Raw genomic sequence first — 15,314 nt, 5'->3', positions numbered from 1 at the left:
GCGACGAGCTTCGCCCTGGCCAACGCGCCCACCGGGCGCCGGGTCCGGGCCCGACTCGCCCGGTTCAACGCGCCCTGGCAGACCCCGCAGGTGAGCGAGGTGCTGGAACCGCTGATCGCGACCCACCGCGCGGCGCACCCCAAGGCGGACGCGCGGCTGCTGCAACGCGCCTTCGACATGGCCGCCCGCTGGCACTCCGGGCAGTACCGCAAGTCCGGCGACCCGTACATCACGCACCCGCTGGCGGTCGCCACCATCCTGGCCAACCTCGGGATGGACACCACCACCCTGGTCGCCGCGCTGCTGCACGACACCATCGAGGACACCGACTACGGGCTCGACCAGATGCGCGCCGACTTCGGCGCCGAGGTCGCGCTGCTCGTCGACGGCGTCACCAAGCTGGACAAGGTCAAGCTGGGCGACGCGGCCAAGGCGGAGACGATCCGCAAGATGGTCGTGGCGATGGCCAAGGACCCCCGGGTGCTGGTGATCAAGCTGGCCGACCGGCTGCACAACATGCGCACCCTGACCTTCCTGCCGCCGGCCAAGCGGGAGCAGAAGGCCAAGGAGACGCTGGAGATCCTGGCTCCGCTGGCGCACCGGCTCGGTATGAACACCATCAAGTGGGAGCTGGAGGACCTGGCCTTCGCCAACCTCTTCCCGAAGCGCTACGAGGAGATCAACCGGCTGATCGGGGAGCACCAGCCGCAGCGGGAGGCGCTGCTGCGGCAGGTGACCCAGAAGGTGCAGGTCGACCTGCGCTCCGCGAAGATCAAGGCGGAGACCACCGGCCGGCCGAAGCACCTCTACTCGATCTACCAGAAGATGATCGTCCGGGGTCGGGACTTCAACGACATCTACGACCTGGTCGGCGTACGCATCCTGGTCGACACGGTCCGGGACTGCTACGCGGCACTCGGTGTGATCCACGCGAACTGGCAGCCCGTGCCGGGCCGGTTCAAGGACTACATCGCGATGCCGAAGTTCAACATGTACCAGTCGTTGCACACCACGGTCATCGGGCCGAGCGGCAAACCGGTCGAGATGCAGATCCGTACCTACGCGATGCACCGGACGGCCGAGTTCGGCATCGCGGCGCACTGGAAGTACAAGGAGAAGAAGGGCGAGACGGTCGTCGGGCCGCCTGCGCACATCGACGAGATGACGTGGCTGCGGCAGTTGCTGGACTGGCAGCGCGAGGCGGCCGACCCGAGCGAGTTCCTCGACGCGCTCCGCTTCGACCTGTCCAGCCAGGAGGTCTACGTCTTCACCCCCAAGGGGGACGTGATCCCGCTGCCGACCGCCTCGACCCCGGTCGACTTCGCGTACGCGGTGCACACCGAGGTCGGGCACAAGTGCATCGGCGCCCGGGTGAACGGCAAGCTGGTGCCGCTGGAGTCGACGCTCTCCAACGGCGACGTGATCGAGATCTTCACCTCGAAGTCCGACACCGCCGGCCCGACGCAGGACTGGCTGGGCTTCGTCAAGAGCCCCAGGGCGCGGACGAAGATCCGGCAGTACTTCAACAAGGAGCGCCGCGAGGAGGCGATCGAGGCCGGCAAGGACGCGATCGTCAAGGCGATGCGCAAGCAGGGCATGCCGTTGCAGCGGATGCTGAGCACGGACAACCTGATGACCATCGCCCGGGACCTGCACCTGGCCGACGTCGCCTCGCTCTACGCCGCCGTCGGGGACAGCCAGGTCTCGGCGCAGTCGGTGGTGCAGAAGCTGATGGCCGGCTACGGCGGCGAGGAGGGTGCCGCCGAGGACCTCGCCGAGACCGCGGTCGCCACCCGCCCGCAGCGGCGGGGCAACAGCAACGATCCCGGTGTGGTGGTCCGAGGGGTCAGCGACGTCTGGATCAAGCTGGCCCGCTGCTGCACCCCGGTGCCGCCGGACACGGTCTTCGGATTCGTCACCCGCTCCGGCGGGGTGAGCGTGCACCGGGACGACTGCGCGAACGCCGAGGACCTCAAGGCGCAGACCGAGCGGGTCGTCGAGGTGAGCTGGCGGCTCACCTCGGCCTCGACCTTCCTGGTGGCGATCCAGGTGGAGGCGCTTGACCGGCACAAGCTGCTCGCGGACGTCACCCGGGTGCTCTCCGACGAGCGGGTCAACATCCTCTCCGCCACCGTCACCACCACCCGGGACCGGGTGGCGGTCAGCCGGTTCAGCTTCGAGATGGCCGACCCGAAGCACCTGGGGCACCTGCTCGCCGCGGTACGCAAGGTGGACGGCGTCTTCGACGCCTACCGGGTCACCTCCGGCGCCTGAGCCGGCCGCCGGCCCGACCTGGTCACCTGCCGAATCCTGGGCCGGCACGCCGGCCTACCGGGTCCCCGCCCGAGGTTCGGGCCGGGCACGCCGGGACACGGACGAAGAGAACGGCGCCGCGCCACCCCTGGACGGGTGGCGCGGCGCCGTTTCGTGGTCCGGGCGGATCCCGGTCTCAGCCGACCGGTGCGCTCATGGTCAGCGACTTGATCACGACCTGCTTCTTGGGGTGGCCACCGCCGGCCTGCTGTGCGAAGGCGCCGTCGTCACCCGCCGCGCCGACCTGGGCCACCAGGTCCAGGCCGCTGGTGACGGTGCCGAGCACGGTGTACGAGGCGGGCAGCTGCGAGTCGCCGTACACGATGAAGAACTGGCTGCCGGTGCTGCCCGGCTGCCCGGAGTTCGCCATCGCGATCACCCCGGCCGGGTACGGCGGCCGCTTGTCCGTCGGCAGGTTCTCCTCCGCGAACCGGTAGGTCGGACCGCCGGTGCCGTCGGTCTCCTTCCACTTGTCACCGGTGACGCTCGGGTCGCCGCACTGGAGCACCTGGAGGCCCTGGGTGACCAGCCGGTGGCACTTGGTGTTGTCGAAGAAATTCTTCTCGGCCAGGTGGGTGAAGCTGGCGGCGGTGCAGGGCACGTCGCCCAGGTTGAGCTTGGCGGTGATCTGGCCCAGGTTGGTGTCGATCGTCATCGTCTGGCTACCGGTGTTCTTGACCGAGGTCGGCGGCAGTCCGACGTCCTTGGTCGCCGCGTTGCGCTGCTCGGCCGGGATGTCGGTCCAGGCGCAGGTGGCCTGACCCGCCTCCGTCGAGCCGTCCTCGTCGTCACCGAGACTCATCACCAGCCACACCGTGCCGGCGACCACCAACAGCAGCGCCACACCCGCGCCGATGCTGGCCTGCACTTGCCGGCGCTTGCGGGCGGCGGCGGCGCGCTCGGCCATCTCCCGTTCCAGCTTGGCCCGCGCGGCGGCGCGCTGCCGCTCTCTGGTGGACGTCACGGTGGCTCCTCCTGGACTATGTGCAGCGCGGCCGGGTCTGGCGCGACTGGGCTGGTCTCTGCGGTTCTCAGGACTGTCCGGCGACCGTCGGGCTGGCCGACGGCGCGGTCGGCGTCGGGGTCGCCGCCGTCGGCACCGCCGTCGGGTCCGCCGACGCCGGTTCACCGACGGTCAGGCTCTGGATCACCACGTCGGTCTTCGGCTTGATTTTGACGCCGGAACCATTGTCCACGGTTTCCATGGCACCGATCTTCTTGACCACGTCGAGCCCGTTCGTCACCCGGCCGACGATCGGGTAGGTCGGCTGGGCCGGGCTGAAGTCCTTGAAGAAGATCAGGAACTGACTGCCGTTGGCGCCGGGCGGGTTGCCGATCATCGCGACGGTGCCGGCCGGGTAGAGCGGCGCGGCCGGCGTGCTGGCACTCGGGCTGGGTGCCGGGCTCGCCGGGGGGCTGGCGCTGGCCGACGGGTCGGCCGACGGGCTGGCCGCCGGGGCGTCCGGGGTGTTCTCGCTGAAGAACGTGTACGTCGGGCCGCCCTGACCGGTCCCGCTCGGGTCGCCGCAGCGCAGCGCCCCCTCGGTGGTCAGCTCGTGGCACCTGGTGTTGTCGAAGAACGACTTTCCGGCCAGGTGCGTGAAGCTGGCCGCCGCGCAGGGCGCGCTCGCCAGGTCCAGCTCGACGGTGACCGGGGCGCCCTGGTCGGTGGTGATCGTCATCGGTCGGGTGCCGGTGGTGGGCAGGTCCCGGGTGGGCGGCTTGCCGACATCCTTGAGGTTCGTGTTCGCCTGGGCGTCCTGGGTGGTCCAGGTGCACGTCTCGGGGGCGGCGCTGTCCTCGGCCGGGTCGCGGTCGAAGCCGCCGAGTGCCCAGAACGAGCCCAGCACGATCAACAGCAGCGCGACGGCGGAGCCGATGCCGGCCCGGATCTGCCGCCTGCGCCGGGCCGTGGCCGCCCGCCGAGCCATCTGCCGGTCGAGCTTGGCCCGCGCGAGTTTGCGCTGCCGGTCCCTGCTGGAAGCCACCCGAGCTCCCCTTTCCATCTGCCCCTGGTCGTCGTCTTGCCTCTGGTCCGCGTGCCGGCGGTTGTCCCGGGCGGCGGCACGATCCGCCGCGCCGGCGTCAAGTGCGCCACGCCACACGCCCGCCAGAGTGTACGGGTACCGACTGGGAAAGTGTTGTACGAGGTCACTTCGAAACCATCGGAGATTATCACTGTGTCTCCTGGTGGCTGCCGGGGCGGCCGGACACGGGCGGCCGGTCGCGCGGTGCGCCCGATATGGTGGGGTCGCACCGCCCCTGTGATCCGAGGTCATCCCGCTACCGGAGAGCCGAGGGTCAACAGCTACTGGAATCGTCGGATGGGAGGAGCGGACGTGCTCGTCGCCGGCTTTCCCGCGGATGCCTTCGGCACCAACTGCTACGTGCTGGCCACCGCGCCCGGGGAACAGTGTGTCGTGGTCGACCCCGGCATCGGGGTGCTGGACCAGCTCGACGACGTGCTGGCCGAGCACCGGCTGCGGCCGGCCGCCGTACTGCTGACGCACGGGCACCTCGACCACACCTTCTCGGTCGCGCCGGTCTGCGGCGCCCGGGGCATCCCGGCGTACGTGCACCCTGCCGACCGCGAGCTGCTCGCCGACCCGGCCAAGGGGCTATCGACGGAGCTGGCCCAGCTCTTCGGCGGCCGGTTGCCCTACACCGAGCCGGAGGACGTGGCCGAGCTGACCGACGGGGCGACCCTGGCACTGGCCGGGCTGGAGATCACGGTCGACCACGCGCCGGGCCATACCGGCGGGTCGGTGCTGTTCCGGCTGCCGGGCACGGGCCCGGCCGTCCGGTCCGGCCTGCCCCTTCCACCGGGTGTGGACTGGGCGGCGGAGCAGATCTGCCTGGCGGGCGACGTGCTGTTCGCCGGGTCGATCGGCCGCACCGACCTGCCGGGCGGCAACCCGTCGACGATGGTGCGCAGCCTGCGGGAGAAGATCCTCCCGCTGGCCGACGACACAGTCGTACTGCCCGGCCACGGCCCCGCGACCAGCATCGGCCGCGAGCGGGCGAGCAACCCCTACCTGATCGAGGCCGCCGGCCTCGACGGGCCGGCGGTCGCACCCTCCCGGGGCTGGTGATCCCGCTCGCGCACCGGCGCGAGACCCGACAGGAGCATGATGAGCAAGCCAACACCGATCTCCGGCTTTCCGGAGTGGGCGCCGCCGCAGCGGATGATCGAGCAGTACGTCCTCGACCGGATCCGGCGCACCTTCGAGCTGTACGGCTTCGCGCCGCTGGAGACCCGCGCCGTCGAGCCGCTGGAGCAGTTGCTGCGCAAGGGCGAGACCTCCAAGGAGGTCTACCTGGTCAGCCGTCTCCAGGAGGAGGGGCCGGCCGGCACCGGCGAGGGCGCCCTGGGGCTGCACTTCGACCTGACCGTGCCGTTCGCCAGGTACGTGCTGGAGAACGCCGGTCGGCTCCAGTTCCCGTTCCGGCGCTACCAGATCCAGAAGGTCTGGCGCGGGGAGCGCCCGCAGGAGGGGCGCTACCGCGAGTTCCTCCAGGCCGACATCGACATCGTGGACCGGGACACCCTGCCGCCGCACCACGAGGCCGAGATCCCGCTGGTGATCGGCGACGCGCTCGGCGGCCTGCCGATCGGCGGCACCGACGGCCGGCTGCCGATCACCATCCAGGTGAACAACCGCAAGATCCTGGAGGGCTTCTACCGGGGGGTCGGGCTGGCCGACCCGCTGGCCGCGCTGCGCGCGATGGACCGGCTGGACCGGCTCGGGCCCGACCGGGTGGCGGCACTGCTCGCCGAGACGGCCGGGGCGACCGAGGCGCAGGCCAAGGCGTGTCTGGCGCTGGCCGAGATCGCCACCCCGGACCCGTCCTTCGCCGACGCCGTACGGGCGCTCGGGGTTTCCGACCCGATGCTCGACGAGGGGCTGGCCGAGCTCGTCGCGGTGCTGGAGAACGCCGTGGCGCACGCCCCCGGGCTCTGCGTGGCCGACCTGCGGATCGCCCGCGGGCTGGACTACTACACCGGTACGGTCTACGAGACCCAGTTGCGCGGCTACGAGCGGTACGGCTCGGTCAGCTCCGGCGGCCGGTACGACAACCTGGCCAGCGACGCCAACGCCCGGTTCCCCGGGGTGGGTATCTCGATCGGGGTCACCCGGCTGCTCGGGCTGCTCTTCGGCGCGGAGGCGCTCACCATCTCCCGCAGCGTGCCGACCTGTGTTCTGGTGGCACTGGCGGCGGAGGATCGCCGGCCGGAGAGCAACCGGATCGCCGACGCGCTGCGCCGCCGGGGCATCCCGACCGAGGTGTCGCCGTCGGCGGCGAAGTTCGGCAAGCAGATCCGGTACGCCGAGCGGCGCGGCATCCCGTTCGTGTGGTTCCCCGGCACGGCGGGCGGCGCTGACGAGGTGAAGGACATCCGTTCCGGCGAGCAGGTGGGTGCGGCACCGGAGGTCTGGCAGCCACCGGCGGCGGACCTGTACCCGACGATCGGCTGAGTCTCGCGGCGACTGCCGGTCGGTGCAGCATTCTGCCCGACCCCACCGGCCCTGCGGACGGATGTCCGTCCCGGGTCGGTGGGGTCGGCCAGTTCAGAGCCGGTCGACCGCGGTGTACGGCAGCCACCTGCCGGCGTGCGGCCCGTCGGCGAGCCGGACGTGCGCGACCCCGTTGAGCACCGCCCGCCGGTCGAGGTTGACCGGATCGCCGGGCCGGTAGTCGGTACTCGTCGAGGTCATCTCCCCGGCCGGGGTCACGGTGCACGAGTTCACCGCCGCCTGGGCGACAGTGGCCGGCCGGGGTATCCGGTAGCCCATCGTGGCCGCCTCGCCGCGCTGGTACGAGTGCCGCTCGATCTCCTGGATGTGGTAGCCGGCAAGCGCACCCTCGGTGATCTCGTACCAGATTCCCTCCTGCCGCCGGATCTTCCGGCGGGCGCCGGACCGCGCGGTGCCCGGCTCGCGCAGGTCGAGCTTCCTGCGGTGGGTGATCTTTCCGGTGCCGTCGAACCGGTAGCCGGTGTGCCGGCCCGGCCGCAGCTCGACAGTGCCGGTGACGCCGTGCGGCGGAAAGTCGGTGTAGTAGAGCTCGGCGACCTTCGCGAAGATCGTGTCGCCGGTCATCGCGTAACACTGGATGTGCTGGGTGGTGTGGATGGTGTGGTAGGTGTTGGACTCCGAGCCGTGCCGCAGGCAGTACCGGCTGCGCCAGTGCCGCCGACGGATGTCGGCGTAGACGTCGCGCATCGTGGTCAACGCCCCCTGCAGCAGCACCTTCGTCCGCACGTCCCGAGTCAGTACCCAGTGGTCCCAGAGGCCGAAGAGCGCGAAGTTGTGGCCGTTGTAGGTGAGGTCGCCGGAGATCCGCTCCGGGCTGGCGTACTCCTCCAGCCAGAGGCGGCCGTCCACCACGTACACCCCCCACGGGTGACCGACGACCGGGGGGACCAGGTAGGAGGCGAAGGCCCGGTGCGCGGCGGCCAGCCAGTTGCCGGCTCCGGTGAGCCTGTGGAGCCGGCAGAACAGGCTGAGCGCCTGGCCCTGGGCCATCATCGAGTACCAGGGCGGGTCGTAGACTTCCTTGTCGCGGTGCAGGACGAACCGGAACGGGTACGGGAAGAACCAGCCGCCTTCGTGTTCCACCCGCTTGTCGACCAACCGCTGGGCCTGCTTCACGGCCCGTTCCAGGTATGCCGCGTTCCCGGTGATCCGGTGTGCCTCGATCAGGTTGAGCCCGTACTGCGCCTGGGCGACCGGGTGATCGTGCAACTCGCCGCCGCGCAGCGACATCCGTACGCCCGACTCGTCGTGCGGGCCGGTGTCCTCCAACGGGACCGCGAGCCGCAGGTGGTAGGGCCTGATCTCGTCGGGCAGGTCGCGGATCTCGAACGGGTGGTAACGGAAGTCGAACGGTATGCCGCGCACCGCGCTGGACGAGGACGTCACCCCGGCAGCCGGTGCACCGGCCGGACCCTGCTCTGCCAAGACCGCTTCTCCGCTCGTGCCAGCCCGGATCGGGACTACCTGTCTAGCACGCCGGAGTAGACGGCGGTGACCGACGTCGCGGTGCGGCCGGTCCGGCCGGGCCCGGCCATCCGGCTACGGCGGCTGCCGCGCGGCCGGTCACAGCCGGTTGACGGCGGTGTAACCGGCATACCAGCCGGCGTGGTCACCGTCGGCGAGGCGGACGTGCGCCACCCCGTTGAGCACGGACCGCCGGTCCAGGTTCACCGGATCGTTCAACTTGTAGTCGGTGACGACCGAGGTCGTGGAGTCGCCCGAGGTGATGGTGTACACGGTCAACGGCGCCTGTGCGACCGTCGCCGGCCGGAGGATCCGGTAACCCATCGGAGCGGCCTCGCCGGTCTGGTAGGAGTGTTGTCGGATCTCCGGTAGGTAGTAGCCGGCCAGCGAGCCTGCGGTGATCTCGTACCAGATCCCCTCCTGTCGGAGGATCTTGAGGCGGGCGGCGGAGGGCGCGTTGCTCCGCCGGGTCAGGCTGATCGTCCTGCTGCCGGTCACCGTGCCGGCGCTGTCGAACCGGTAGCCGGTGTGCTGACCCGGCTGGAACGTCACCGGGCCGGCGACGCCGTGCGGCGGGAAGTCGGTGTAGTAGAGCTCGGCGATCTGCGCGAAGATGGTGTCACCGGTGATCGCATAGCAGCAGATGTGCTGGGTCATGTGGATGGTGTGGTAGGTGAACGCGTCCGAGCCGTGCCGCAGGCAGTACTTGCTGCGCCAGTGCCGGTTGCGGATGTCGGCGTAGACGTCCCGCATGGTGGTCAGGGCGCCCTGCAGCAGCACCTTCGCCCGCTCGTCGCCGGTCGACACGAAGAAGTCCCAGAGGCCGAAGAGCGAGAAGTTGTGCCCGTTGTAGGTCAGGTCGCCGCTGATCCGGTGCGGGTTCGCGTACTCCTCCAGCCAGAGCCGGCCGTCCACCACGTACACCCCCCAGGGGCGGCCGGCGACCGGGGTGACCAGGTAGGAGCCGAAGGTGCCGTTCAGGGCCGCCAGCCAGATGCCGGCCCCGGTCAGCTTGTAGAGCCGGCAGAACAGACTGAGCGCCTGCCCCTGGGCCATCATCGAGTACCACGGCGGGTCGTAGACCTCCCCGCTGCCGTGCAGGACGAACTCGAACGGGTACGGGAAGAACCATCCGCCGCCGTGTTCGACCCGCCTGTCGACCAACCGCTGGGCCTGCTTCCTGGCCCGTTCGAGGTACTCGACGTTGCCGGTGATCCGGTGTGCCTCGATCAGCGCCAGCCCGTACTGGGCCTGGGCCACCGGGTGGTCGTACATCCGGCCGTCGCGGATCGACATCCGCACCCCGGTCGAGTCGTGCGGCTCCGTGTCCTCCAGCGGCACCGCCAGCCGCAGGTAGTAGGGCCGGATCTCGTCGGGCAGGTCGCGGATCTCGAACGGGTGGTACTGGAAGTCGAACGGCACCCCGGGCACGGAGCGGGACGAGGAGAGCGCCGCGACCCCCGGCGTCGACTCGGGACTCGGCGCCAGCCGCCGGGCCTGCGGGCCGGAGAGCGTCGGCACGTCCCAGAGGGCCTCGGGATTCAGTGGCGGCGAGATCTCGCGCGCCGGATCGATCACCGGACCGGGTGAGCCGAGGAAGGCCGCCTCCGGCCGCAGCCGTTCGTTGCCGGGCGCCGGCGGCCGCCCGCCCGGCACCCCGACCGGGCGGGCGAATGCCGGAGCGCTGAGGAGCCCGGAACCGCCGAGGGCCAGACCGGCGCCGAGAACGGCACGCCGGGGCCACCGGCCATGCCGGACACTGTCCGCCGCCGAACCGTGATCTCTCATTCCGCCTCCTCGATGCGTCGGGCAGACCACTGTCTAGCACAGGCGGGCAGGCGCGGACGGGCGTTCCGCTGGCGCATTTCCGACCCTCGTCGCCGGTGGCCGGGGCGGCACTCACTCCGTACGCAGTCCGGTGGGCCGGAGCAGTCGCCACAGCACCGGCAGGCTCGCCCCGGTCACCAGCAGGACCACGGCGGCGGCGATCCCGGACATGGTGCCGATGCTCGGCCAGTCGAGGCGTACGGTCTGGTTGACGATCCGCAGCAGGATGGCGCCGAGCGCGGTACCCAGCACGATCGCCAGGCCGAGCCCGAGCAGCACCGGTACGGCGGTCTGCCAGAGCACCGAGGCGCCGAGCGTGCCGCGCCGGGTGCCGAAGGCGACGAGTACGGCCAGGGTGCGGCGCCGTTCCCGCAACTGCTCCAGGATGCCGACCAGCAGGCTGGCGCCGAGCAGCAGCAGGGTGACCACCACCCCGAGGTAGAGCCCCCGGCGGATCTGGGCGAACCGGTTCGTCTCCTCGGTGGCCCGCAGCCGTTGGACCTGGGCCGTCGGCGCGATCCCGGCGGCCGCGTTGCGGACCAGTTCGATGGTGTCCGGGTTGCTCGGGTGCATGGTGAGATAGACCGTGCCGCGCAGCCCGCGCAGCCCACCCAGGGCGGCCGGGTCGAACGCGCCGGGGGTGGCGAACAGCCCGGCGTTCCGGCTGCCGGCCGGATCGCCGCGGCCGGGTACGCTACGCAGCCCGGCCGGTACGGTCCACCGGACGCTGGTCTCCGGGTCCCCGACACCGACCTCGATCTCCCGGCCGGGGCCCGGCAGCCCGGCTGCCGACTCCGGCGACCGCTCCTCGCCGGCGTCCTCGACGATTCGGAAGGCGTCCCCGTCCGCGCAGCGGTCCGGGGCGGCGATCTCACGCAGTGCGGCGCAGTCTCCGATCCGGAGCAGGATCGCGGGCCGCTCGCCTGACTCGTCGGGTTTCGCGCGGACCGGCGACACGGCGGTGTCGAGGATGGCGAAGGCCCCCTCGACCTCCGGTACCGTCCGGAACCGCTGTGCCAGTGTGCCGGCGTCGGCCCCGGCGAGGCCGTCGTTGACCGAGACGATCGTCTGGACCCGGCTGACGTCGTGGCCGGTGGCCCGGACGTAGTTGTGCTGGACCCCGGCGAAGAGCATCTGCAGGGCTATCCCACCGGCCACCGCGACCGCGACGCCGCTGACCATCCGGGCCGAGGACTCGGTGTCGAGTTGGAGGCGCCGGACGGCGAGCTGCCAGGCGACGCCGCCGCCGCGCAGCCGGCGGACCACCGACTCGACAAGCCAGGGCAGCAGCGCGGCGACCCCGACCAGCAGCAGCACCACCCCGGTGATCACCTGGGCCTGGTTGACCGGACCGCCGGTCCCGTCGATCCCGGCACGCAGCGGGGCGAGCAGGGCGGCACCGACGACCGGCAGGGCGAGCCGCCACCAGAGCCGGCGCCTGCGGTTGGCGGACCGGCGGACCACGCCGAGCGGCTCGATGACGATCCGGCGCAGCGTCAGCTCGGCGACCAGGACGGCGACGACCGGCACGGCCAGCACGATCAGGGCGGCGAGCAGCGGGCTGGGCCGGACGTCCTCGGCGAAGACGCTGATTCCCTCGAGCGTGACGAGTTCGACGAGTTGCCTGCCGAGCAGGAAGAGGACCGCACCGGCCAGCAGCCCGAACAGCGCCCCGACCAGCGCCTCGCCGGCCGCGATCCGCCGGGTGGTGACGGCGTCGGCCCCGACCAGCCGGAGCGCGGCGAGTCGCCGGTCCCGGGCCTCGCCACCGAACCGGACGGCGGCGCCGACGAAGACCGCGATCGGCAGCAGCAACACCACAAAGATGATCATGACCAGCAGCATCAGCACCGGGTCGAGCCCCTCCACCTCCGGCTCGGTGCCGAAGTGGTCGATCCGCACCGTGCTGCCGCCCGGCCGGAGCTGGTCGGTACCGAGGTAGTAGGCGTACTCGTTGGGGCCGGCCAGGCCCCGGTCGCCGATGGTGCCGACGACGGGATGGTCGAGCCGGGGCCGCAGCAGCGCACCGTCGGGCGAGTCGAGCAGCCGGGCCAGCGCGGGGGAGACCACCATCTCCCCGGGGCCGGGCACCCGGGTCAGCCCCGGTGGCACCGGCGGGTGCGCGCCGTCCGGCTGGAGCAGGCGGCCCCGGATCGAGTCGTCCCGGTAGCTGGTGTCGGCCATCGCGACGAGCAGCGTCCGGTCGCCCGGCGGCGGCTGGTCGACGCCGAAGAACTGGTCGTCGCGGGCGGTGGTCCGCTCCGACCGGTGCTCCAGCATGGTGGAGATGGAGGTACTGGCCAGCAGCAGGGCCACTCCGAGGCCGATCCCGAGGGCGGTCATCAGGGTCCGGAGCAGTCCGTTGCGGCCACCGGCGAAGACCAGCCGGGCGCCGAGGGCCAGGTCGGTCAGCCAGCCGGTGCCGCGGTGCCGGCTCACCGGTCCGCCAGCACGGTCTCGCGGGTACGCCCGTCGCGCACCACGATCTCCCGGTCGGCGTACGCGGCGACCCGTGGCTCGTGCGTGACGAGTACGACGGCCGCCCCGGCCTCCCGGGCGGCACCGGTGAGCAGTCGCATCACCTGCTCGCCGTTGAGCGAGTCCAGCGCGCCGGTGGGCTCGTCGGCGAAGACCACCCGGGGTGCGCTGACCAGGGCGCGGGCCACCGCTATCCGCTGCCCCTGCCCGCCGGAGACCTCGCCGGGGCGCTGCCCGGCCACGTCGGTGACCTCCAGCCGGTCCAGCCACTGGGCCGCCCGGCGCTCGGCCTCGCGCCGGCGTACCCCGGCGAGCCGCAGTGGCAGTGCCACGTTCTCCAGGCAGCTCAGTTCGGGCACCAGCTGGCCGAACTGGAACACGAAGCCGAACTCGCCGCGGCGCAGTGCGCTGCGCTCGGCGTCGGACATCGCGGGAAGTTCCCGGTCGCGGTAGCGGACCGTGCCGGCGTCCGGCGTCACGATGCCGGCCAGGCAGTGCAGCAGGGTGGATTTGCCGGAGCCGGAGGGGCCCATCACGGCCACCACCTCGCCGGCCCGGATCGCCAGGCTCGCCCCGTCCAGCGCCGGGGTCGACCCGTACGCCTTGTGCAGCGCGATCGCCGCGAGCAGCGGCTGTTCGTCGGTGCTCACGCCGGCACCTCGCTTCCGGTCGAGCCGGCCGGGCGCGTCCGGGCGCCGGGTCGGGCTGTCGGGGGTGGGGTGGCGAGGGTGGCGGCGAGCTGGTCGAGACGGGCGGCGGTCAGCTCCAGCCAGCGCAGGTCGGCCTCCAGGTGGAAGAGCGCGAAGTCGCAGACGAGCTGGTCGGCGAGGTCGCCGTCGAGCTTGCGGCGGGTGAGGGTACGCATCAGCCGCAGGTGTTCGGCGCGCTGCACGTCCAGGATGTCGGCGGCGTCCCGGCCGGTGAGCAGCCCGAGCACCACCTTGGCGTAGAGGGTGTTCTGCAGGTAGGCGTCGGGCTTCTCCGGCTGGGTCAGCCAGCGCTGCACGTCGGTGACCCCGGCCGTGGTGATCGCGTAGCGCTTGCGCTCCGGGCCGGCGCCCGGCTCCACCCCGTCGACCTCGACCAGGCCGCCCTTCAGCAGCCGGGCCAGCGTCGAGTAGACCTGGCCGTAGTGCAGCGGGCGGTCCTGGCCGAACCGTTCGTCATAGACCCGTTTCAGCTCGTAACCGTGCCGGGGCCCGGCTTCGAGGAGGCCCAGGAAAGTCTGTCCGATCGACATGCCGAGGACTCTACACCACGAGTATACACGCGTTGTATAGCCGGGGTGGATACCGCCTGGGTGACCGTGGTGATCGACTTGCGTTGTGAGGGTTCGTTAACACGGTGGACATCGATGCACTCAGATTCATGAAATCCGCCATTCCTACGGTTCGGGGCACCAGGCAGCGGTCCTGCGACGAAAAGGGGAGAGGCGGATGCCACGAGGCGTACGGGAACGGCTGGTCATGCTGGTCGCGGCGGCGATGTTGCTGGCCGCGGGCGGTTGTGCCGCAGATCCGACGACGGCGTCGGGTGCTGGCAGTGGAAGCACCATCAAGGTCGGCATCCTGCACTCGTTGAGCGGCACCATGGCGATCAGCGAGGTGACCGTACGGGATGCCGAGCTGCTCGCCATCGAGGAGATCAACGCGGCCGGCGGGGTACTCGGCAAGAAGCTCGAACCCGTCGTCGAGGACGGCGCCTCGGACTGGCCCACCTTCGCCGAGAAGGCCCAGAAGCTCATCTCCGCCGACAAGGTCGCCACGGTCTTCGGCGGCTGGACCTCGGCCAGCCGCAAGGCGATGCTGCCGGTCTTCGAGCGCAACAGGGCGCTGCTCTGGTATCCGGTGCAGTACGAGGGGCTGGAGAGCTCGCCGTACATCTTCTACACCGGGGCGACCACCAACCAGCAGATCGTGCCCGGCCTGGACTACCTGAAGGAGCAGGGCAAGAAGACCATCTTCCTGGTCGGCAGCGACTACGTCTTCCCGCGTACCGCTAACAAGATCATCAAGGCGTACGCGGCGGCGAACGGGATGACGGTGCTCGGCGAGGAGTACACCCCGCTCGGGCACACCGAGTACAGCACGGTGGTGAACAAGCTCCAGCAGGCCAAGCCGGACGCGGTCTTCAACACCCTGAACGGGGACAGCAACGTCGCCTTCTTCAAGCAGCTGCGCAGCAGCGGCATCACCGCCGAGACGATGCCGACCGTCTCGGTGAGCGTCGCCGAGGAGGAGGTGGTCGGGATCGGACCGGAGAACGTCGCCGGGCACCTGGTCGCCTGGAACTACTACCAGACCACCAGCGGGGCCCGGAACGAGAAGTTCGTGCAGGCGTTCAAGGGCAAGTACGGCACCACCAAGGTCACCTCCGACCCGATGGAGGCCGGCTACAACGCCGTCTACCTCTGGGCGGAGGCGGTCAAGAAGGCCGGCAGCGTCGACGTCGAGGCGGTGAAGAAGGCGTCCGCCGGCATCTCGCTGGAGACCCCGGAGGGGACCGTCACCATCGACGGCGAGAACCAGCACGTCTTCAAGACCGCCCGGATCGGGCTGGTCCAGCCGGACGGCCAGATCAAGGAGGTCTGGAACTCCGGCAAGCCGATCAAGCCCGACCCCTACCTGAAGGGCTACCCGTGGGCCGCCGGGCTCTCCTGAGCACCGCACAGATTCCCGACTGACGGCCGCGAAC

General features: G+C 71.2%; 10 protein-coding genes and 1 pseudogene. 4 read left to right on the top strand and 7 right to left on the bottom strand.

Going from position 1 to position 15,314, the window contains the following annotated elements; translation table 11 throughout:
- Positions 1-3: 3 nt before the first annotated feature.
- Positions 4-2,274 (top strand): annotated as a pseudogene (locus tag ACN28A_RS37305) (RelA/SpoT family protein); the annotation flags it as partial.
- Between the two features lie 175 nt (positions 2,275-2,449).
- On the opposite strand, the gene ACN28A_RS37300 reads toward ACN28A_RS37305, so the two are convergent.
- On the bottom strand, positions 2,450-3,277 hold the full coding sequence (locus ACN28A_RS37300) for a peptidylprolyl isomerase (RefSeq protein WP_421403623.1): 828 nt from the start codon (positions 3,275-3,277) through the stop codon (positions 2,450-2,452).
- Positions 3,278-3,344: 67 nt separating this feature from the next.
- Positions 3,345-4,301, bottom strand: coding sequence for a peptidylprolyl isomerase (locus ACN28A_RS37295; protein WP_421403621.1), 957 nt, complete (start codon positions 4,299-4,301; stop codon positions 3,345-3,347).
- Positions 4,302-4,652: 351 nt separating this feature from the next.
- Between ACN28A_RS37295 and ACN28A_RS37290 the strand changes: the two genes are divergently transcribed.
- Positions 4,653-5,405, top strand: coding sequence for an MBL fold metallo-hydrolase (locus ACN28A_RS37290; RefSeq protein WP_421404847.1), 753 nt, complete (start codon positions 4,653-4,655; stop codon positions 5,403-5,405).
- A 39-nt stretch (positions 5,406-5,444) separates the two neighbouring features.
- Positions 5,445-6,791: a histidine--tRNA ligase gene (gene hisS / locus ACN28A_RS37285; protein ID WP_421403619.1), complete on the top strand. Its 1,347-nt coding sequence runs from the start codon at positions 5,445-5,447 to the stop codon at positions 6,789-6,791.
- 93 nt (positions 6,792-6,884) lie between these two features.
- On the opposite strand, the gene ACN28A_RS37280 is transcribed toward hisS, so the two are convergent.
- The 5 genes from ACN28A_RS37280 to ACN28A_RS37260 all read right to left on the bottom strand — a co-directional run bounded on the left by ACN28A_RS37280 (position 6,885) and on the right by ACN28A_RS37260 (position 13,860).
- On the bottom strand, positions 6,885-8,276 hold the full coding sequence (locus tag ACN28A_RS37280; RefSeq protein ID WP_421403617.1) for a D-glucuronyl C5-epimerase family protein: 1,392 nt from the start codon (positions 8,274-8,276) through the stop codon (positions 6,885-6,887).
- Between the two features lie 138 nt (positions 8,277-8,414).
- Complete coding sequence (locus ACN28A_RS37275; RefSeq protein ID WP_421403616.1) at positions 8,415-10,103, bottom strand: D-glucuronyl C5-epimerase family protein; 1,689 nt, start codon at positions 10,101-10,103, stop codon at positions 8,415-8,417.
- Positions 10,104-10,214: 111 nt separating this feature from the next.
- The gene (locus tag ACN28A_RS37270; protein WP_421403614.1) at positions 10,215-12,581 is read right to left on the bottom strand and encodes an FtsX-like permease family protein; all 2,367 of its coding nucleotides are present in this window, start codon (positions 12,579-12,581) and stop codon (positions 10,215-10,217) included.
- Positions 12,578-13,270: an ABC transporter ATP-binding protein gene (locus tag ACN28A_RS37265; RefSeq protein WP_421403612.1), complete on the bottom strand. Its 693-nt coding sequence runs from the start codon at positions 13,268-13,270 to the stop codon at positions 12,578-12,580. Before ACN28A_RS37265 ends, ACN28A_RS37270 begins: the two co-directional genes overlap by 4 nt.
- A complete protein-coding gene (locus ACN28A_RS37260) occupies positions 13,267-13,860 on the bottom strand; it encodes a PadR family transcriptional regulator (RefSeq protein WP_421403610.1) in 594 nt (197 codons plus the stop codon). Before ACN28A_RS37260 ends, ACN28A_RS37265 begins: the two co-directional genes overlap by 4 nt.
- A gap of 196 nt (positions 13,861-14,056) precedes the next feature.
- Here ACN28A_RS37260 and urtA point away from each other — a divergent pair, with 196 nt between their 5' ends.
- Positions 14,057-15,280 carry an urea ABC transporter substrate-binding protein gene (gene urtA, locus ACN28A_RS37255; RefSeq protein ID WP_421403608.1) on the top strand — a complete coding sequence of 408 codons (1,224 nt, stop codon included), beginning with the start codon at positions 14,057-14,059 and terminating at the stop codon, positions 15,278-15,280.
- Positions 15,281-15,314 lie beyond the last annotated feature (34 nt).

The organism is Plantactinospora sp. WMMB782 (assembly GCF_049179135.1).
GTDB lineage: Bacteria > Actinomycetota > Actinomycetes > Mycobacteriales > Micromonosporaceae > Plantactinospora.
Note: the sequence above shows the minus strand (reverse complement) of the source record. Positions and strands in the feature narration are given on the sequence as shown.